At 56.7% G+C, this 19,497-nt stretch carries 23 protein-coding genes and 1 pseudogene; 8 read left to right on the top strand and 16 right to left on the bottom strand.

Annotated features, from left to right (window positions below):
- Positions 1–26: 26 nt before the first annotated feature.
- From folX to KGA69_RS13560, 5 genes and pseudogenes are all read left to right on the top strand, one after another.
- Positions 27–389, top strand: coding sequence for a dihydroneopterin triphosphate 2'-epimerase (gene folX, locus KGA69_RS13580; protein WP_015365570.1), 363 nt, complete (start codon positions 27–29; stop codon positions 387–389).
- A gap of 21 nt (positions 390–410) precedes the next feature.
- Positions 411–1,304, top strand: a complete 894-nt coding sequence (locus KGA69_RS13575) for a TIGR01777 family oxidoreductase (protein WP_045391489.1) — start codon at positions 411–413, stop codon at positions 1,302–1,304.
- A gap of 213 nt (positions 1,305–1,517) precedes the next feature.
- Positions 1,518–1,766: a hypothetical protein gene (locus KGA69_RS13570; RefSeq protein ID WP_213292390.1), complete on the top strand. Its 249-nt coding sequence runs from the start codon at positions 1,518–1,520 to the stop codon at positions 1,764–1,766.
- Between the two features lie 3 nt (positions 1,767–1,769).
- Complete coding sequence (locus KGA69_RS13565) at positions 1,770–2,324, top strand: DNA-binding protein (protein ID WP_213292389.1); 555 nt, start codon at positions 1,770–1,772, stop codon at positions 2,322–2,324.
- A gap of 75 nt (positions 2,325–2,399) precedes the next feature.
- A pseudogene (locus KGA69_RS13560) lies at positions 2,400–2,955 on the top strand (GNAT family N-acetyltransferase).
- Here KGA69_RS13560 and hisP read toward each other — a convergent pair.
- The 4 genes from hisP to hisJ form a co-directional block, all read right to left on the bottom strand.
- A complete protein-coding gene (gene hisP / locus KGA69_RS13555) occupies positions 2,936–3,709 on the bottom strand; it encodes a histidine ABC transporter ATP-binding protein HisP (protein ID WP_015365566.1) in 774 nt (257 codons plus the stop codon). The pseudogene KGA69_RS13560 and the gene hisP sit on opposite strands and share 20 nt — an antisense overlap.
- Before the next feature lie 7 nt (positions 3,710–3,716).
- A complete protein-coding gene (locus KGA69_RS13550) occupies positions 3,717–4,433 on the bottom strand; it encodes an ABC transporter permease (protein ID WP_015365565.1) in 717 nt (238 codons plus the stop codon).
- On the bottom strand, positions 4,430–5,116 hold the full coding sequence (locus KGA69_RS13545) for a histidine ABC transporter permease HisQ (protein WP_045391496.1): 687 nt from the start codon (positions 5,114–5,116) through the stop codon (positions 4,430–4,432). The genes KGA69_RS13550 and KGA69_RS13545 overlap by 4 nt, the downstream gene beginning before the upstream one ends.
- Positions 5,117–5,182: 66 nt before the next feature.
- Positions 5,183–5,965 (bottom strand): histidine ABC transporter substrate-binding protein HisJ, encoded by a 783-nt coding sequence (gene hisJ, locus KGA69_RS13540; RefSeq protein ID WP_015365563.1) that lies wholly within the window; start codon positions 5,963–5,965, stop codon positions 5,183–5,185.
- Between the two features lie 93 nt (positions 5,966–6,058).
- Between hisJ and KGA69_RS24230 the strand changes: the two genes are divergently transcribed.
- A complete protein-coding gene (locus KGA69_RS24230) occupies positions 6,059–6,187 on the top strand; it encodes a hypothetical protein (protein ID WP_263303189.1) in 129 nt (42 codons plus the stop codon).
- Between the two features lie 45 nt (positions 6,188–6,232).
- On the opposite strand, the gene argT is transcribed toward KGA69_RS24230, so the two are convergent.
- Entirely contained in the window at positions 6,233–7,015 is a 783-nt protein-coding gene (argT, locus tag KGA69_RS13535) for a lysine/arginine/ornithine ABC transporter substrate-binding protein ArgT (protein WP_015365561.1), read from the bottom strand.
- Between the two features lie 49 nt (positions 7,016–7,064).
- On the opposite strand from argT, the gene KGA69_RS13530 reads away from it, so the two are divergent.
- Positions 7,065–7,193, top strand: a complete 129-nt coding sequence (locus KGA69_RS13530) for a hypothetical protein (protein WP_161801912.1) — start codon at positions 7,065–7,067, stop codon at positions 7,191–7,193.
- Positions 7,194–7,303: 110 nt separating this feature from the next.
- On the opposite strand, the gene KGA69_RS13525 is transcribed toward KGA69_RS13530, so the two are convergent.
- The 10 genes from KGA69_RS13525 to pdxB form a co-directional block, all read right to left on the bottom strand.
- The gene (locus KGA69_RS13525; protein WP_015365560.1) at positions 7,304–7,876 is read right to left on the bottom strand and encodes a UbiX family flavin prenyltransferase; all 573 of its coding nucleotides are present in this window, start codon (positions 7,874–7,876) and stop codon (positions 7,304–7,306) included.
- Between the two features lie 126 nt (positions 7,877–8,002).
- Positions 8,003–9,520 (bottom strand): amidophosphoribosyltransferase, encoded by a 1,518-nt coding sequence (purF, locus tag KGA69_RS13520; RefSeq protein WP_015365559.1) that lies wholly within the window; start codon positions 9,518–9,520, stop codon positions 8,003–8,005.
- A 33-nt stretch (positions 9,521–9,553) separates the two neighbouring features.
- Positions 9,554–10,042 (bottom strand): colicin V production protein, encoded by a 489-nt coding sequence (cvpA, locus tag KGA69_RS13515; RefSeq protein WP_015706172.1) that lies wholly within the window; start codon positions 10,040–10,042, stop codon positions 9,554–9,556.
- 220 nt (positions 10,043–10,262) lie between these two features.
- Positions 10,263–10,961, bottom strand: coding sequence for a cell division protein DedD (gene dedD, locus KGA69_RS13510; RefSeq protein ID WP_045391498.1), 699 nt, complete (start codon positions 10,959–10,961; stop codon positions 10,263–10,265).
- The gene (folC, locus tag KGA69_RS13505; protein WP_213292387.1) at positions 10,951–12,219 is read right to left on the bottom strand and encodes a bifunctional tetrahydrofolate synthase/dihydrofolate synthase; all 1,269 of its coding nucleotides are present in this window, start codon (positions 12,217–12,219) and stop codon (positions 10,951–10,953) included. The genes dedD and folC overlap by 11 nt, the downstream gene beginning before the upstream one ends.
- A 63-nt stretch (positions 12,220–12,282) precedes the next feature.
- On the bottom strand, positions 12,283–13,197 hold the full coding sequence (gene accD / locus KGA69_RS13500) for an acetyl-CoA carboxylase, carboxyltransferase subunit beta (RefSeq protein WP_015365554.1): 915 nt from the start codon (positions 13,195–13,197) through the stop codon (positions 12,283–12,285).
- Positions 13,198–13,396: 199 nt separating this feature from the next.
- Positions 13,397–14,056: a DedA family protein gene (locus KGA69_RS13495; protein WP_015365553.1), complete on the bottom strand. Its 660-nt coding sequence runs from the start codon at positions 14,054–14,056 to the stop codon at positions 13,397–13,399.
- A 51-nt stretch (positions 14,057–14,107) separates the two neighbouring features.
- Positions 14,108–14,920 carry a tRNA pseudouridine(38-40) synthase TruA gene (gene truA / locus KGA69_RS13490; protein WP_032708800.1) on the bottom strand — a complete coding sequence of 271 codons (813 nt, stop codon included), beginning with the start codon at positions 14,918–14,920 and terminating at the stop codon, positions 14,108–14,110.
- Complete coding sequence (locus KGA69_RS13485) at positions 14,920–15,933, bottom strand: aspartate-semialdehyde dehydrogenase (protein WP_045364476.1); 1,014 nt, start codon at positions 15,931–15,933, stop codon at positions 14,920–14,922. Before KGA69_RS13485 ends, truA begins: the two co-directional genes overlap by 1 nt.
- Before the next feature lie 62 nt (positions 15,934–15,995).
- Entirely contained in the window at positions 15,996–17,132 is a 1,137-nt protein-coding gene (gene pdxB, locus KGA69_RS13480; protein ID WP_045391501.1) for a 4-phosphoerythronate dehydrogenase PdxB, read from the bottom strand.
- 109 nt (positions 17,133–17,241) lie between these two features.
- Here pdxB and flk point away from each other — a divergent pair, with 109 nt between their 5' ends.
- Positions 17,242–18,225 carry a flagella biosynthesis regulator Flk gene (gene flk, locus KGA69_RS13475; RefSeq protein ID WP_063410962.1) on the top strand — a complete coding sequence of 328 codons (984 nt, stop codon included), beginning with the start codon at positions 17,242–17,244 and terminating at the stop codon, positions 18,223–18,225.
- Between the two features lie 42 nt (positions 18,226–18,267).
- On the opposite strand, the gene KGA69_RS13470 is transcribed toward flk, so the two are convergent.
- Complete coding sequence (locus KGA69_RS13470) at positions 18,268–19,443, bottom strand: MFS transporter (RefSeq protein ID WP_045391503.1); 1,176 nt, start codon at positions 19,441–19,443, stop codon at positions 18,268–18,270.
- Between the last annotated feature and the right edge of the window lie 54 nt (positions 19,444–19,497).

Genomic DNA, 19,497 nt, shown 5'->3' with positions numbered 1-19,497 from the left:
AAATTACTACACGGAGGAAGCCTGCAATGTCTCAGCCAGACGCCATTATTCGTATTAAGAACCTGCGCCTGCGTACTTTTATTGGAATCAAAGAGGAAGAGATCGCCAACCGTCAGGATGTGTTGGTGAATGTGGTGATTCACTATCCGGCCGATAAGGCTCGCGACAGCGAAGACATCAATGATGCCCTGAACTATCGCACCATTACTAAACGCATCATCAGCCATATCGAGAATAACCGCTTCTCGCTGCTGGAAAAATTAACCCAGGATGTGCTCAATATCGCATGCGAACATCACTGGGTCACTTATGCTGAAGTAGAGATCGATAAACTTCACGCGCTGCGCTATGCCGACTCAGTATCGATGACTATGAGCTGGCGGCGCTAAAACGTTTGTAAGGGAGGCGGTATGAAAATCCTGCTCACTGGCGGTACCGGGCTCATTGGTCGGCATCTTATTACCAGGCTGCTGGAACTTGGGCACCAACTCACGGTTTCCACCCGCAACCCTGAACGCGCGAAAGCCCGTCTCGATCCCCGCGTCACGCTGTGGCGCGGTTTCGAAGGGCAAAACAACCTCGATGGCTTTGACGCCGTCATTAACCTTGCCGGTGAACCGATCGCCGATAAGCGCTGGACGGCAGAGCAAAAAGAGCGCCTGTGCCACAGCCGCTGGGACATCACCCGCCAGCTGGTCGCGTTATTTAAAGCCAGCGAAACACCACCTTCCGTGCTGATTAGCGGTTCCGCTACCGGCTATTACGGCGATCTCGGTGAAGTCGTGGTGACCGAGGAAGAGCCGCCGCACAACGAATTTACCCATAAACTTTGCGCCCGCTGGGAGCAAATCGCCTGTGAGGCGCAAAGCGATCGCACGCGCGTGTGCCTGTTGCGCACCGGCGTCGTCTTAGCGCCGCGGGGCGGGATCCTGGCCAAAATGACGCCCGCGTTTAAGCTCGGCCTGGGCGGACCTATCGGCGACGGTCGCCAGTATCTGGCGTGGATCCATATCGATGATATGGTGAACGGTATTCTGTGGCTGCTGGATAACGATCTGCGTGGCCCGTTCAATATGGTCTCGCCCTATCCCGTGCGTAACGAACAGTTTGCCCACGCGCTCGGCCACGCGCTTAATCGCCCGGCGATTTTCCGCGTTCCCGCCGCCGCCATTCGCCTGCTGATGGGGGAATCCTCGGTACTGGTACTCGGCGGCCAGCGCGCGCTGCCAAAACGCCTGGAAGCCGCCGGCTTCAGCTTCCGCTGGTACGATCTGGAAGAGGCGCTGAAGGATGTGTTGGGCTAGGTAGATAAACGGGGAGCAATGGCTCCCCATTCTCTTCTCTGGGGCGGAAGCCGCCTCGCAAATCGTTAATTCCCTGTTCTCCTTGCTACGTTTCTTGTGAAGCGCATTCCAACCGCAAAAATATTCTCCTGCCATAACGTCCTGACGAGGAATATATCCTCAAAACACGTTGACACCCGTCAACACTCTTTTTATTCTGAGCAGGATTTAACGATGAAGGAACATCCGGACAAACATATCAGGATGGCGATTGCCACGGCGCGGGGGTGGATATTGCTGCCTGCAGGTAAAAGCGCTCATTACTTTGGGCGTCTCGTCTGCGGCGTGGCTGAACACCGTGAACATATGATGAGCATTTGGTCGACGCCCGCCGTCCCTGAAAACCACGCCCGGCAAATAATCAGAATGGTCGAACGGTGTCCCATCCCGGCTACCGCGCGCATCACGCATAAGGAACGCTAAACGATGCCGATATTTAATTTTACGCTGACGCTATCCGGCGTCACCAGTCAAACGCCCGGACTGGAAGATGCGCTCTTTGCCGCAGGCTGTAGCGACGCTCTGGTCTGCTTTTACGGTACCGCGGTCTACCTCGAGTTCGATCGCGAGGGCCAATCGCTGGAACAGGCGGCGCTGTCCGCCATCCGCGATGTAGAAACCGCCGCGCTGCCAGATATCCGCGTGGAGTCCATCGATTCGACACTGGTCGGGCTGAGCGATATCGCCGAACTTATCGGCGTCTCCCGCCAGGCGATCGCGCTATTAAAAGAGGGCGCTCGCGGCAGCGGGCGGTTTCCCGGCCCCGTACAGCGTGTGAAAGGCAATTCCCCTCTCTGGCGCTGGAAATCCGTCGTTGAATGGTTAGTCGCGGAAAAGCGCATCGCCGCCGATTCGCCGATGGTGGCTAACGCCCAACTGCTGGATAGCCTCAACCTGGCGCTACAGCTCCGCCGTTCACCTGAAAATCACCGCGTGCAGCGCTACCTGCAAAGTCTGAGCGCCACGTCACCCACGGGCTGATTCGCGAGGACGAGCATGTTACCCGGCGCAGCATAGTGGTAAAGTAGGCTTTCGTTTTAGCTGATTAATCGCTTTATGACTACGATAACAACGCCCCGCCTGTTGCTTTCCCGCTTCACTCCGGCCGATTGGCCCTTTTTTCTGCGTCTGCGTCAGGATCCTGACGTCATGCGTTACATGGGTGAGGTGTTAAGCGAAACGGCGCTACGCAGCGTGTTTGAATGCCGCTGCGAAGATGCCGGCGTCTTTGTGTTGCGCGATTCGGCCGGCACGCCGCTGGGAGATATTGGTCTGCGCATCAGTTCGAAAAATCCGCACGAGGCCGACGTCGGCTACGCGCTACTGCCGCAAGCGCAGGGTCAGGGCTACGCCAGCGAAGCGCTGCGCGCGATTTGTGATTACGGCTTTACCACCCTTGGCATCCACGCCATTAATGCCTGGGTGCTGGGAGATAACCTGGGGTCGTCGCGGCTGCTGGAAAAGCAGGGTTTTGTACGCATTCAGGTGCTGGAACAGGCCTACCACCTCAACGGCGTGGATTACGATGATTGGATCTACCGACTGGAGCGTTAAGTCATTCCCGGCGAGCAAACCCGCCGGGATAGAGGCGATTACTTCAGTGAACCTTTAAGGAACTGCTGCAGGCGCTGGCTTTTCGGGTTGCCGAACAGCTCGTCGGGATGCCCCTCTTCTTCGATTCTTCCCTGATGGAGGAAAATCACGTGTGAAGAGACGTGGCGGGCAAAGCCCATTTCGTGGGTGACAACCACCATGGTTTTCCCCTCTTCCGCCAGTTTTTGCATAATACGCAATACTTCGCCCACCAGCTCCGGATCAAGTGCCGAGGTCGGCTCATCAAACAACAGTACGTCCGGCTCCATCGCCAGCGCCCGCGCGATGGACACGCGCTGCTGCTGACCGCCGGAAAGATGTACCGGATATTTGATCTGCTGGCGTTCATCGATGCCGACTTTCGCCAGATACTTCACCGCCCGCTCGCGCGCTTCTTGTTTATTTAGGCCGAGCACCTGAATCGGCGCCTCCATGACGTTTTCCAGTACCGTCATGTGGCTCCACAGGTTGAAGTGCTGGAACACCATCGTCAGTCGCGTGCGCAGCAGACGCAGCTGGTTTTTATCCGCTACCTTCAACTGGCCGTCTTTATCGCGCACCAGGCCAATATTCTGCCCGTTGACGATAATCGTTCCTTCGCTTGGCTTCTCAAGAAAGTTAATGCAGCGCAGGAAGGTACTTTTACCGGAACCCGATGAGCCGATAATACTAATCACGTCTCCGGCCTTCGCTTTCAGCGAGACGCCTTTCAGCACCTCGTGCTCGCCGTAACGTTTATGCAGATCGATAACGCTTAATTTATTGTCGGTCATGGCTTTCTCAGTGCGTCGAAGAAGGTTTGATATGCTGCAGCCAGCGCTTTTCCGCCTTGCGGAACAAGCTAATCAGCACATACGAAATAATTAAGTACAGTACCGCGGCGATGCCGAAAGCGGTAAACGGCTGATAGGTCGCCGAGTTAATATCGCGCGCGATTTTCAGCAAATCCGGCACCGTGGCGGTAAACGCCAGCGCCGTCGAGTGCAGCATCAGAATGACTTCGTTACTGTACGCGGGCAGCGCAATACGTAGCGCAGAGGGCAAAATAATGCAGCGGTACAGCTTAACTGACGAAAAGCCGTAAGCCCGCGCGGCCTCAATCTCGCCCGGCGCCACCGAACGAATCGCCCCGGCAAAAATCTCGGTGGTGTAGGCGCAGGTATTTAAGGTCAATGCCAACACCGTACAGTTCAGGCCGCTGCGGAAAAACGCATTCAACAGATCGCTGCCTTTGACGATTTCCAGCGTATACATCCCGGAGTAAAACACCAGCAGCTGCACGTACAGCGGCGTGCCGCGGAAAATATAGGTAAACAGCCAGATCGGAAACTGAATGTATTTATTGCTCGATACGCGCCCGATGGCGAGAAACACCGCGAGGATGCCGCCCATCACCACTGAAGCAATCAACAGCCACAGGGTGATCGCCACGCCTGTAAAACGGTAACCGTCGGTCCACAGCAGGGATTTCCAGTACTCCTGAATAATTTCAATCACAGGTCAGCCCTCTTCACACCCACGGAGTAGCGGCGTTCAAGCAGCAGCAGCACACCATTGGAAATCGTGGTAAACACCAGATAGATAGCCCCACAGACGATAGCGAAATAGAACGGCTGCCAGGTACTTTTGCCCGCCAGCTGCGTTGCCTTAACCACGTCTTCCAGACCGAGCAGCGACACCAGCGCGGTGGCTTTGAGAATCACCTGCCAGTTGTTGCCGATGCCGGGCAGCGCATAGCGCATCATCGCCGGAAACAGGATGCGGCGGAACGTCTGCCAGCCGCTGAAGCCAAATGCCGTCGCCGCTTCAATATGGCCTTTCGGCACCGCCAGAAACGCGCCGCGGAAGGTTTCAGTGAAGTACGCGCCATAGATAAAGCCGAGGGTGATAATACCGGCAATCATCGGATCAATATCAAATTGCGCCATGCCGAATGCATCGGTGATGCTGTTAAGGGCGATTTGTAGCCCATAGAAAATCAGCAGCATCAGCACCAGATCCGGCACCCCGCGGATCAGCGTGGTATAGCCTTCAAACACCAGCGCCATAGGCCGGTTGGCGGATAGTTTCGCCCCCGCGCCCACCAGCCCGATAAGGACCGCCAGCACCACCGAGCTAAGCGCCAGCTCAAGGGTGACCAGCGCGCCCTGAAAAATAACCTGTGAGAACCCGTACAGCATGCTGTCTGCCCTGTCTGTCATCGATCGCCGCACGTGAAAACGCGTGCGGCGAGGTACTAACGATGATTAGTCGCCGTACACGTTAAAGTCGAAATATTTCTTCGCCAGCTTGTCGTAAGTGCCGTCTTTACGCATCTCGGCGAAAGCTTTATTTAGCGCCTCACGCAGCTCGGTGTCGTCTTTCCGCAGACCCATGCCGGTACCGACGCCAAACAACTTCTCATCCTTAATGGACGGGCCGCCAAACTGATAATCTTTGCCAATCGGCTGTTTGAGGAAACCTTCGCTGGCGGCGACCTCATCCTGGAACGCGGCGTCAATACGGCCCGCGGTCAGGTCGGAATAGATATTGTCCTGGCCCTGATAGGAGACAATTTCAATGCCTTTCGGCGCCCAGTGCTCGTTGCCGTAGGTTTCCTGAGTGGTGCCCTGCAGAACGCCAATGCGCTTGCCTTTCAGCTTGCTCAGGTCTGGCGTAATATCGCTGCCCTTTTTCACCACCAGACGGGAGTCAGCGGCATAAAGTTTGTCGGTGAAAGCAATTTCCTGCTGGCGCTTTTCGGTGATCGACAACGAGGACATAATCGCATCGATTTTCTTCGCTTTTAACGAGGGGATCAGCGCATCCAGCGGGTTTTCAACGAAGGTACATTGGGTATTGATACGCTTACACAGCTCTTTCGCCAGATCGATGTCAAAACCAATCAATTGACCCTGCGCATTCTTCGATTCGAACGGCGCATAAGTAGGATCGGTACCAATACGGATTTTCTGTGGAATGGCTGCGAATACCGTGGAAACGCTGGAAAGGGCCAGCGCCAAAGAAAGAGACAACGCCAGTTTTTTCATAATTATCCTCAACAGACTGTCATTCTAACGGGTTTATTAGAAGCACTTACGTCAGTTATCGTGCCATTATTCGCCCTGCCAAGGCAAAGCAAAATGCGCATGAAAGCAGATTTTTTTGCATCAGAAACGCTTAACTATGCACTTTCTGAACAAAGAAAAACCGCTGTCGCCCCATTCTGGGGCAAGCCATTAACCGCTTGCACCTATCAAGGGCAACAATAACCGCGTCGCAATAGAGCGGCCTGGCATAACCAGACCGCTACAGTCTTAATCGCCGTAGACGTTAAAGTTGAAGTATTTCTTCGCCATTTTGTCGTAGGTGCCGTCTTTCCGCATCTCACCCAGCGCTTTGTCGAAAGCGGCTTTCAGCTCGCCATCTTCTTTGCGCAGGCCGATGCCGGTACCATCGCCGAAGTATTTTTTGTCTTTAACGGAAGGGCCGGCAAAGGCGTAATCTTTACCGGCAGGTTGTTTGAGGAAACCTTCGCTGGCCGCGACTTCATCCTGCAGCGCCGCATCGAGGCGCCCGGCGGCGAGGTCGGAATAGATCAGATCCTGGTTGGCATAGGCGACAACATCCACGCCCTGGCTGCGCCAGCGTTCGTTGGCATAGGCCTCCTGAGTAGAGCCCTGCAGTACGCCAACATGCTTGCCTTTCAGCGACTCCAGCGTCGGCTGAATCGGCGAGCCTTTTGCCGCGATCAGACGAGAGTCTGCCGCGTACAGTTTGTCAGAGAACGCAATCTCCTGCTGGCGTTTTTCGGTAATCGACAGCGACGAGATAATCGCGTCGATTTTCTTCGCTTTCAGCGAGGGGATCAGCGCGTCAAAATCGCTGCCCACCCAGGTGCACTTCACCTTGATACGCGAGCACAGTTCATTGCCCAGATCGATGTCAAAGCCAATAAAGTTGCCCTTCGAATCCTTCGACGAGAAAGGCGCATAGGTGGTATCGGTGCCGATGCGGATACTTTGCGGCAGCGCCGCAGATACGCTGGCGGCGCTACTGATTCCCATGATTAACGAGAGAGCCAGGATCGTCTTCTTCATAGAAAGCCCTTAAGTGTCGTGATGTTGTTATGTTGTGCGCTGTCTGGTTATGTGTGTTGCCGACGGTTCTTGCAGGTTTTATGCCATTTTCCCGGTGCGTGCCGGTAACAGCGTTAAATTTGTTAATATAAAGTTGCAAGATTGTCTTAGAAGGGAAGATACCAGCATTAACGGATAAACCGCAGCGGCAAAACGCAAAAAAACAAATTAAATGTCGAGGATTTGATCAGGACAACAAAAATGCACCAGCGGAAGGCAAAGGTAAATAAAATGCACCAAACAGGTGCATCAGGCCCCGCCCTGCCAGCGGGTAAACAGGTCCTGCGGCAGGTCAATATCAAACTGATCGATCACCCGGTTAACCGTCTGATTAATCACATCATCCAGCGACTGGGGACGATGATAGAATGCCGGCACCGGCGGCATAATCACCGCGCCCATTTCCGCCGCCTGCACCATTAAACGCAGATGCCCAAGGTGGAACGGCGTCTCGCGTACGCAAAGCACCAGCGGGCGGCGCTCTTTTAACACCACGTCTGCTGCGCGGGTCAGCAGACCGTCGGTATAGCTATTGACGATGCCGGAGAGCGTTTTCATCGAGCACGGTAGAATAACCATCCCGCTGGTTTTAAACGAGCCGGAGGAGATGCTGGCGGCGATATCGCGCGCGTCGTGTACCACATCGGCCAGCGCCTGCACTTCCCGCAGCGAGTAGTCGGTTTCCAGCGACAGCGTCTGACGCGCCGCCTGGCTCATTATCAGATGGGTCTCGACCTCCGCGACGTCACGCAGCACCTGTAGCAGGCGTACGCCGTAAATCGCGCCGCTGGCGCCGGAAATGCCGATAATGAGTCGTTTCACGATGTTATACCCCTTGCGCATAGTGCCGCAGACTTTGCCGGATTATAGTCTCCGACGCAACCTGGCGGGTAAAAATAAAAAGGCCCGCGGTCCTCGAAAGACGGCGGGCCAGCAACAAGGGACGAATTAGCCTTCGTTATGCATCTCTAAGTTTTCAACTTCGGTTTGCAGTTGGACCGCTTTCGCATCGTCGTTGCGCAGGGAATCAAGATAATCGAGATACTGTTGGTCTACGTCTTTGGTGACGTACACGCCGTTAAAGACCGAACACTCGAACTGCTGAATATCCGGGTTCTCGGCGCGTACCGCTTCGATCAGATCGTTCAGATCCTGGAAAATCAGGCCGTCAGCGCCGATGATCTGACGGATCTCGTCAACTTCGCGACCGTGGGCGATAAGCTCGTTGGCGGTCGGCATATCGATACCGTAAACGTTAGGGAAGCGAATTTCCGGCGCCGCGGAGGCCAGATACACTTTCTTCGCACCGGCTTCGCGCGCCATTTCGATAATCTGTTCAGAGGTGGTGCCGCGAACGATAGAGTCGTCCACCAGCAGCACGTTCTTATCACGGAATTCGGCGCGGTTGGCGTTCAGCTTACGGCGCACGGACTTACGGCGCAGTTGCTGGCCCGGCATGATAAAGGTACGGCCAACATAGCGGTTTTTGACGAAACCCTGACGATAGGGTTTATCGAGGATACGGGCAATCTCCAGGGCGATATCGCAGGAGGTTTCCGGGATCGGAATAACGACATCGATATCCAGATCTTCCCACTCGCGGGCAATTTTCTCGCCAAGCTTCGTGCCCATGTTCACACGGGCGCTATAGACGGAAATCTTGTCGATAAAGGAGTCCGGACGTGCGAAATAGACGTATTCGAACAGGCATGGGTTGCTGACCGGGTTTTCCGCACATTGACGGGTAAACAGCTGGCCTTTCTCGGTGATGTAGACCGCTTCGCCCGGCGCGACGTCGCGCAGAAATTCAAAGCCCAATGTATCCAGCGCCACGCTTTCGGAGGCGACCATATACTCGGTGCGGCCATCGCCGATATCGCGCTTGCCGAGCACCAGCGGACGAATACCGTTCGGGTCGCGGAAGGCGACCATGCCGTGGCCGATAATCATCGCCACGCAGGCGTATGCGCCGCGGATCTGGCGGTTCGTCGCGGCAATCGCGGCGAAAATGTTATCGGCTTCCAGCGGGTAATGACGGAAATTATCCAGCTCGCTGGCGAAGATATTGAGCAGAATTTCGGAATCGGAGGTGGTGTTGATGTGGCGGCGTTTTTCTTCAAACAGCTTTTGACGCAGCTCGTGGGCATTGGTCAGGTTGCCATTATGGGCCAACGTAATGCCGTACGGCGAGTTAACGTAAAAAGGCTGCGCTTCAGAAGCGCTGGAACTGCCTGCCGTTGGGTAACGGACGTGGCCAATCCCCATATTTCCCTGCATACGCTGCATGTGGCGCGCTTCGAACACATCGCTCACCAGTCCGTTGGCTTTACGCAAACGGAAGCAGTTATTTGCATCAATGGTGATGATGCCCGCGGCATCCTGCCCACGATGCTGAAGCACCGTTAACGCGTCATAAATCGACTGGTTTACCGGCATAACACCGGCGATACCGACAATACCGCACATACGTCTTTTCCTCGTTAAGCTACATCCCAACGCTTATGCTTTGGGCAAGAAACTTGACGAGCTCTGCAGATAGTCAAAGAACCATCTGATAACGAAACTGAACTGCGGGATAAGCTCAGACTTTTGCCAGTCTTCACTTTTTGCCATACCGGTGAAGCTGTCGAGAAAGAACAGAATAGCGGAGACAATCAGCACGCCGCGCAGGGCGCCAAAACAGATCCCCAACACCCTGTCTGTTCCTGACAGACCGGTTTTCTCTACCAGAGCGCCTATCACATAGTTAACGATAGCGCCGACGATAAGCGTTGCGATAAACAATATCGCGATAGCAATCCCATTTCGGACCAGTTCGTCTTCAAAGCCCGTGAACCAGACAGCCAGGTAAGTGTAGTAATGACTGGCGACAAAGAAGGCACATCCCCATGTCACCAGCGATAACGCTTCACGAACAAAGCCGCGGATAAGGCTAACCAAACAGGAAAAACCAATTACCGCAATAATGGCGTAATCAATCCAGACCATATACATCCCACGATTTTACGCCCTGTCGTCCAGTTCGGGGCGCATTCTAACAGAAAAAGAAAACGTTTGCGTAGGGATTTCCGTGCCCTACAGAAATAAAAATGGCGCTGAAAAAACATTCAACGCCATACAGCCTGACGCCTCTTCAGGGCGTATCCGGCAAGGGTTTCAGCAGGTTAACCCGCTTGCTGGCTCACCCAATCGGAGCGGATATGGTTTTTTAATTCGGGCTATATCCCATGACCACGCCGCTCAGGCCAGAAATTTGCTGCAGCTCGCCGAGTTGCCCCTTCAGCTTGTCTTTCGACGCATCCGGCCCCACCAGAATACGGGTAATTTTACCCTGAACCGGCGTGGATGGCGATGTCCAGGCTTTAAAGCCCGAGGAACGCAGTTTACCCACGATTTCGTTAACCTTATCGGCATTCTTCAACGCCCCTAACTGCACCACATAGGCTTTTCCGGTCGGCGCCGGAATAGCGGCCTGCTGCTGTTGCGGCTGTGGTTGCGGCTGCGGTTTCGCCGGAGGCGGCGTCTGCGCGACCTGCTGCGGCTGCGGTTTCTCAACCGGCTTCGGCTGTGGTTTCGGCTGCGGCTTGGCGGCCACCACCGGCTCCTGAACTTCATCGAAGCTATTGTTATTCACCGGGATGCGCGACGGATCCAGCGATGGCGCTGCGGCGTCTCCCGCTCTCACCTCTTCCGCGGCGCCTTCCGGCGGCTGCGAAGGCAGCGCCTGGGTAGCCGCCGGCAGCATATCCGGCTCATCGCGATCGCCCGGCTTCGGCACCAACGGGATCGCCGCAAATTCATCCTGATAATGTTTTTTCTGACCGTCGAGCAGACCCGGGAGAATAATTACCCCCAGCGCTACCAGTACAATCGTCCCGACTAAACGGTTCTGAAACTTACTCGCCACCGATTCTCCCCGCGTCTATCTCTTCCATTACATGCGCTACCGTGTGGAAGGAACCACACACCAGCACCGTATCTTCGGCTTTGGCATCCGCCATGGCGGCATGCCACGCCTGGGCTACGCTGTCATAACTTTGCCCTGCGCGCAGATGCGCAATCAGCTGATCCGCCGTGGCGCCGCGCGGCCCTTCCAGCGGCGCGCAGTACCACGCGTCTACTTCAGGCGCCAGATTCGCCAGGGTTCCGGCGATATCTTTATCATGCAGCATACCAATAACCGCCAGTACGCGCCCCGTTTTCGCTAAGGTTTTGAGACGCCCGGCGAGATAAGCCGCCGCATGCGGGTTATGCGCGACATCGAGGATCACCCGCGGCGCCTCGCTGATAATCTGAAAACGCCCCGGCAGCATGGCGTGATGGATGCCGTCGCGCAGCGCCTGTTCAGCGACGTTAAGCCCGCTGGCGCGTAGCGCCGCCAGCGCCGTCGCGGCGTTCGGCAATGGAACCTGCGGCAGCGGCAGCCCTGCCAACTCGCCCTGACTATCGCTAAAGTTCCATGACTGGTCTGTCACGCTATAACGCCAGTCATGGTCGCGGCGCAGCAGCGTCGCGCCCTTTTCATTCGCCACGTCGGCAATCGTCTGCGGCATATCGGGTTCGCCCACCACCGCCGGTTTGCCGGCGCGGAAAATACCGGCTTTTTCACGGCCAATGCTTTCACGATCCGGCCCCAGCCAGTCGGTATGATCCAGCGCGATGCTGGTGACCACCGCCACGTCGGCATCGACGATATTCGTGGCGTCCAGGCGCCCGCCGAGGCCCACTTCGAGGATAACCACATCGAGCTGCGCCTGCTTAAACAGCCATAGCGCGGACAGCGTGCCAAATTCAAAATAACTCAGCGAGATATCGCCGCGCGCCGCTTCGATTTCGGCAAATGAGGCGGTATGCGCCGCTTCCGGCAGCTCAGCGCCCTGAATACGCACGCGCTCGGTATAGCGCACCAGATGCGGCGAACTATACACGCCAACTTTATAACCCGCCGCCATCAGCACGGATTCCAGCGTCCGGCAGGTGGTGCCTTTGCCGTTGGTACCCGCCACGGTAAAGACAAACGGCGCCGGTTTTAGTATCGCCATCCGTCCGGCGACTTCGCTCACCCGCGAAAGCCCCAGATCGATGGCTTTACTGTGCAGATGCTCCAGATAAGAAAGCCACGTAGCCAGGGGCGACGTGGCCTGAGGAATAGGATCTTTTTCCATGATGTCCGCGAGAGTTAACGGTAAAAAAAAGGGCAGCGCCTGTCGGCCCTGCCCTCTGCATTATCAGGCCTCTGGTTCCTGATCCGGTACCGGTGGCACCACCTCGCCTTCGTGAGGCGCATCGGCCTGCGGCGAAGGAAGATTCATCAGTTTCGCCAGGATGCTGGCTAATTTCAGACGCATTTCAGGACGACGGATAATCATGTCGATCGCCCCTTTCTCAATCAGGAACTCACTGCGCTGGAATCCCGGCGGCAGCTTCTCACGCACGGTCTGCTCGATAACGCGAGGACCGGCGAAGCCGATCAGCGCTTTCGGCTCGGCGATATTAAGATCGCCCAGCATCGCGAAGCTCGCGGAGACGCCGCCCATGGTCGGGTCGGTCAGCACGGAGATGTACGGTAAACCGCGTTCCTGCATTTTCGCCAGCGCCGCGGAGGTCTTCGCCATCTGCATCAGCGACATCAGCGCTTCCTGCATACGGGCGCCGCCGGAAGCGGAGAAGCAGATTAGCGGGCAGTTGTCTTCCAGCGCCTGCTCAACCGCACGGACGAAACGCGCACCAACAACGGAACCCATCGAACCGCCCATAAAGGCGAATTCAAATGCCGCCGCCACGACAGGCATGCCGTGCAGGGTGCCTTTCATCACCACCAGCGCGTCTTTCTCGCCGGTCTCTTTCTGTGCAGAGGCCAGACGGTCTTTATACTTTTTCGAATCGCGGAACTTCAGCACATCCTTTGGCTCGAGCTCGCTACCCAGCTCCACGAGAGAACCTTCGTCCAGCAGGCTATGCAGGCGATTGCGCGCCGACATACGCATGTGGTGATCGCACTTAGGGCAAACCTCCAGGTTGCGCTCCAGCTCTGCGCGGTACAGTACCTGACCGCAGCTGTCGCACTTGGTCCATACACCTTCAGGAATACTTGCCTTACGGGTGGGGGTTATATTGCTTTTAATTCGTTCAATCCAGCTCATTGATAACCTTTCTACCTGAACCTGGTCGATGCCAGTTTTGTCGCAAGGGGCGCATAATGCCACTTTTGCCCCTCACAGACCATGAATGTTGCACATTAAATCATAACATCCCGTAACATGGGATAAAAAAGTGGTCGAACCGCTCACACTTTGCGCGCCGGACGTCATTGCAACGCCCGGCGAAAATGCCGCTAAGGGCTTATTTAGCCTGCTTTGCCGCCGCCCGGCGATGGCGAATCACTTCGATAACACCCGGCAGTACCGACAGGACGATAATCGCCACGATCAGCAGCTTCAGATTTTCCTGCACGATCGGCAAATCACCGAACAGGTACCCGGCGTAGGTGAACAGCAGTACCCACAGCAGCGCGCCTACCACGTTATACGCCGCAAAATGACGATAGGACATGTGGCCCATTCCCGCCACAAACGGCGCAAAGGTTCTGACGATCGGCACAAAACGCGCGAGGATGATGGTTTTGCCGCCGTGGCGTTCATAGAAGGTATGGGTTTTGTCGAGATAGCTGCGACGGAAAATCTTCGAGTTCGGATTGCTGAATAGCTTTTCGCCGAACAATCTACCGATGGTGTAGTTCAGGGCATCGCCAACAACGGCGGCAATGACCATCAGCGCGACCATCAGGTGTACGTTGAGATCGTTAGTTGGCAGCGCGGAGAGCGCGCCGGCGACGAACAGCAGAGAATCTCCGGGCAGGAACGGCGTCACCACCAGGCCGGTTTCGCAGAACAGAATCAAGAACAGTATGGCGTAAACCCAGACGCCATACTGCGCGACCAGCTCCGCAAGGTGCACATCAATATGCAGGATGAAATCAATCAAAAAATGAATCAGGTCCATATTTGTCTTAGCCTTTAGTGACAACCGCCCCCTGTTACGGGGGCGCTGATATTAGTCCGCCAAAAATAGCGGGCCCATCGGCATTACCGGCAGATCGAAATGGGCCGGATAATCCACCGACACCAGATACAATCCTTCCGCTTTCGCCGTCGCGGCAGCCAGAGTCCGGTCCTTCGCCGCCAGCAGTTCTGCAATCCAGCTCTCTGGCTGGTTTCCGGCGCCTACTTCCATCAGGCTGCCGACGATGTTCCTTACCATATGATGAACAAAAGCGTTCGCCTTGATATCCACCACCACATAAGCCCCGTGACGGGTCACGTTGATATGCATCACGTTACGCCACGGCGTGCGCGACTGACATTGCACCGCGCGAAACGAGGTGAAGTCATTCTCGCCAATTAAACACTGCGCGGCGCGATGCATCCGCCCGGCATCCAGAGGGTGGTAATAATGCGTCACCCCCTGGCTTAACACCGCCGGACGCAGGCGGTGATTATAGATGACGTAACGGTAACGACGGGCCGTCGCGCTGAAGCGGGCGTGAAAATCGTCCGCAACATGCTTCACCCAACGCACGGCGATGTCACCAGGTAAATTCGCATTTACGCCCAGCGTCCAGGCGGCGTCTTTACGCTGAGCGCGGGTTTCAAAGTGCACCACCTGGCCGGTACCGTGAACGCCGGCGTCGGTACGCCCGGCGCAGAATACGTGTACCGGTTCGGCCGCCACCTGCGACAGCGCCTTTTCCAGCTTTTCCTGCACGCTGCGCACTTCGTTTTGCCGCTGCCAGCCGTAGTATTTGCTGCCGTCGTACTCGATGCCCAGCGCGATTTTATACACCGGCTGCTGCTGTGCTTCAGACATCAGTACAAATACTCCTGAACCAGCTTCTCGGCGATTTTCACCGCCATCAGCGCGCCGCCAAAGCGCACGTTATCGGCAACCGACCAGAACTGAATCTGCTCGGGCATGCCGTAATCGTTATGCACGCAGCCGATGGACAGACGCGCGTTACCGGAAGCATCGCCGACCTGCGTCGGGAATTCGCCCTCTTCAGAAAGCTCGATATCCTCGCCGCGGGTAAAGGCGTCGCGCGCCTCCTCCGCCGCCAGCGGACGCAGCGCTTCAAAATTCACCATCTGCGCATGACCATAGAAGACCGGTGATTGCACGACGCTCGCGGAAATCATCAGGCCGTCATCCTGGAGAATTTTGCGCGCTTCATCGACGATACGTCGTTCTTCGCGCACGCTACCTTCGCGATCCGGCAGAATCGGCAGCATATTGAATGCCAGCTGGCGACCAAAGAAATCGTCTTCATCAATCGGAATACCGTTCAGCAGCTTCGCGCTCTGCCCCGCCAGCGCATCGACCGCTTTTTTCCCCTGCGCCGAGGCAGACAGCAGATTAGTAACGGTAATACGCGACAGGCCGCCATCATCGATCAGCGGTTTCAGCGCCGTCAGCAGCTGGCTGGTCAGGCTGTTTGGTACCGCAATCACGTTACGGTTGCGGTAGTCGCCGAGCACGAACGGGTTAACGTCCGGCACCACCAGCGGCACGTCCGGCTCCAGCGCGAACAGGCCGCTAAGATCGATAACCAGACAACCGGCGTTGGTGGCTTCTTCGACATACGCCGCGCTGGCTTCGACGCCTGCGGCGAAGAAAGCCAACTGGGCCTGGGTCCAGTCAAATTCGGCGGCGTCCTGCACGATGACCGATTTGCCACCATAACGCAGATGTTCGCCCGCGCTTTCATTGCGCGCCAGCGCATAAATTTCGCCTACCGGAAACTGGCGTTCAGCAAGGGTTTCAAGCAGGGCTTCGCCTACGGCGCCGGTTGCGCCCAGTACGGCAATATTCCAGCCTTCAGACATGGTGGTGTACTCCAGAAAATAGCGACCCTGCCGGATTATCCGACAGGGGCATTAAGAAGATATTAACGAACAGGATGATGTACGGCATTAAAACCGAGCTGACGCAGCAGCGTCGCTGCTTTTTCATCGCTGCACTGTACGTACAGGGACGACCATTCGCGGCGTTCCTGATAATTTTTACGCAGCTTGTCGAATTCGCCGGCAATGCCTGCCACTTTACGCAGCGGCGCATCATCGCGGCGCACATCATACACCAAATGGACCAGCCTTTTCAGCGTCGCCTGATCGAGCGGGCCGTGCAGAGTGATGCGGCCAAATTCCGGCGCCGGCAGTAGCGTGTCCAGCGCCACCTGCTGCGGATGGCCAATGAACGCGCTATAGGCTTCAAACACCTGAGTGGTGCCGCGCGCTTTGCCTTCAAGGGTATAACCGGCGATATGCGAGGTACCGATATCGACACGCGCCAACAACTCGGTATTCAGATCCGGTTCGGGTTCCCAGACGTCGAGCACCACACTCAGTTGCTGCCCGGCCTGCAAGCGCTTGAGCAGCGCCGCGTTATCCACCACCGGGCCACGGCAGGCGTTAATCAGAATAGCTCCCGGCTGCAGGCGGCTAATCAGCGCTTCATCGGCCAGATGCAGCGTTTTATACTGTCCGTCTTTAAACAACGGCGTGTGGAACGTCAGGATATCCGCCTGCTGCACTAACTCGTCCAGGCTGCGGAAGTCGCCTTCATCGCCGCGATCGGCGCGCGGCGGATCGCAGAGTAACGTTTTAATTCCCAGCGCTTCCAGACGTTTTTGCAAACGCCCGCCAACGTTGCCGACGCCGACGATACCGACGGTGCGGTCAGCCAGCGCGAATCCATCGCGCTCGGCGAGCATCAGCAGCGCCGAGAAAACATACTCCACCACCGCGATCGCATTACAGCCCGGCGCGGCGGAAAAGCCAATCCCCGCCTGTTGCAGCCACGCTTGATCGACATGATCGGTGCCTGCGGTGGCGGTGCCGACAAACTTAATCGTCTTACCGGAGAGCAGCGCTTCGTTCACCTTAGTAACGGAACGCACCATCAGCGCGTCGGCGTCGGTTAACGCTTCCTGCGGAATGGGACGACCGGGAACGGCCTGCACGTCTCCCAAACGGCTAAAAAGCTCACGCGCATAGGGCATATTTTCATCAACGAGGATTTTCACGGTTCAGTACCTGTCTGAGAACGAGAGTAAACCGGGGAAGTGTGCCATAATCTGGCCGCCAGGAACATCATCACCCGGCTTAAGTACAGCACTACGGTAAGGATTCATCATGACACCACCCGTTTCAGGTATGTCCGATCGCCCTCCGGGGACTGGCCCATCCGGCGCATCCGCCGTGGGCCCAAATGCGCTCACCATGCAGCAACGCACCGTTCTGGAGCGGCTGATAACGCGTCTGGTGACGCTGACATCGCAGCAAAACGCCGAAGTGTGGGCCTGCGTGAAGCACGATCTGGGTCTGAAAGGCGACACGCCGCTGCTGGCGAGCCATTTCAGCGCGGCTGAGAGCAACCTGAATCAGCGCTTAAGTATCGCTCAGCAAAACCACCACCATCGGCAAATTCTCGCCCAGCTCAGCGAACTGCTGACTCAGGGAAATAACCGTCAGGCGGTGAGCGATTATATCCGCCAGAATTACGGTCAAACCGTGCTGCATGCGCTAACCCAAGCGCAGCTGGAGAACGTGCTGCATCTGCTGCAAAACGGCCAGTTGGCGATCCCGCAGCCACAGCAGCGTACGCCGACGCTGCGCCCTTTGCTGCCGGCGGAACATAACACCCTGAATCAGTTAGTGACCAAACTGGCCGCCGCAACCGGCGAATCGAGCAAGCTTATCTGGCAATCAATGCTTGAGCTGTGCGGCGTGAAATCCGGCGAACTGATCCCCGCCACCCACTTCACCCCGCTCTCGTACTGGCTGCAGGCGCGACAAACTCTGAGCGCGCAAACCGCGCCGACGATGAATTCGCTGCAGGCAGCGCTTAAGCAACCGCTGGAGGCGCAGGAGTGGCAGAAAATCGCCGATTTCGCGCAAAGCAGCTGGCAGGTAACGCCAACGACGACCTTAACCAGCCCGCAGGTGCTAACGCTATTAAATAAAGTCTTTGCGCTACGCGTGGCCCGCGCCCAGGCGACAATGGCAATTACCCCGGTCGAGCCGCTGCCCGCCCCCCATCCGGTGTATAGTAAAAAAGCGTGGACGGTGGCGATTGCGCTGCTGGTGGTGATTATTCTGCTGTGGCTGGTGCTGTAAGCCTAAAAGAATAACGGCGGCCTGATAGCCGCCGTTATTCCTTTATTTACGTAGCGTCAACAGAGTGACCACAATCCCTAATACCGCGCAAATCGCCCCGGCAAGAAAAACGGATGCATAGCCCAACGAGGTGGCAAGCAGGCCAGTCAGCGGGCCGGTGACGCCATAAGAGATATCCTGAAACGCGGCATAGCCGCCAAGCGCGGTGCCGCGAACCTGAGCCGGAACCCGTTTGACTACCTCAACGCCCAGCGCCGGGAAGATAAGCGAGCAACCGCAGCCGGTCAAAGCGGCGCCCGCCAGCGCCACCCAGGCGCCCGGCGCTTGCCACAGCAGCGTCAGGCCAATAGCTTCAATCAGTAGTGACACCATCGCCACCTTAATGCCGCCGAAGCGATCCGGCATCCAGCCGAACAGAATACGCATCAGGACAAAAGCGCCGCCAAACGCGGTCAACGTGAAGCCGGCCATCGCCCAGCCGTGGCTGGCGAAATAGAGCGAAACAAAGGTGCCGATTACCGCAAAGCCGACGCCCTGCAGGCCGAGACCAATCCCCGGCCGCCAGATCATGCCGATGACGCTCCATAGCGAAGGACGCTCGCCGCCGTGAGCGGGAACTTTACGGACCGTGCCGTTAATCGCCCACGCCAGCAACGGCAGCGCCATCGTGACGCAGGCCAGCGTCGCCACGCCGAAACGGCTGTAAATCAGCAGCCCCAGCGGCGCGCCCACCGCCAGCGCCCCATACATCGCCATGCCATTCCACGACATCACTTTACCGGAACGACGCGGGCCAACCAGCCCTAATCCCCAGCTTAAGTTACCGGTCAGCAGTTGGCTTTCACCAAAGCCGAGAATCAAACGGCCCAGCACCAGCAGGCCAAATTTGGCCATCACCGGCACCGGCAACAGCGCCGCCGCCAGCCAGGCGCCGCCGGCCAGAGCACAGGCCAGCATTCCTTGCAGTACCGAGCGTTTCGCGCCGTACTGATCGGCCAGTCTCCCGGCATAGCCGCGGGTTAAGACCGTGGCGAGAAACTGGATGCCGACGGCCACGCCGACGAGAGTGTTGCCAAAGCCGAGATCGTGATGCACAAATAGTGGGATAACCGGTAGCGGCAACCCCACGGTCATATAGGTCAGAAAAACCGCAAAGGTAATGCGAAATAGCGAGAGATTCTCTGAAGCGTTGTTTATCGTTTTTGTCGCTGCGGACATGCGTTACCCCAGTTTTGCAGAGCAAGGCGAGAAGATGGAATGAGAATAATGGCG

The sequence above is a fragment of the Klebsiella sp. A52 genome (assembly GCF_018388785.1).
In the GTDB taxonomy this organism is placed as follows: domain Bacteria; phylum Pseudomonadota; class Gammaproteobacteria; order Enterobacterales; family Enterobacteriaceae; genus Klebsiella; species Klebsiella aerogenes.
This window is presented reverse-complemented; position numbering and strand designations above follow the sequence as displayed.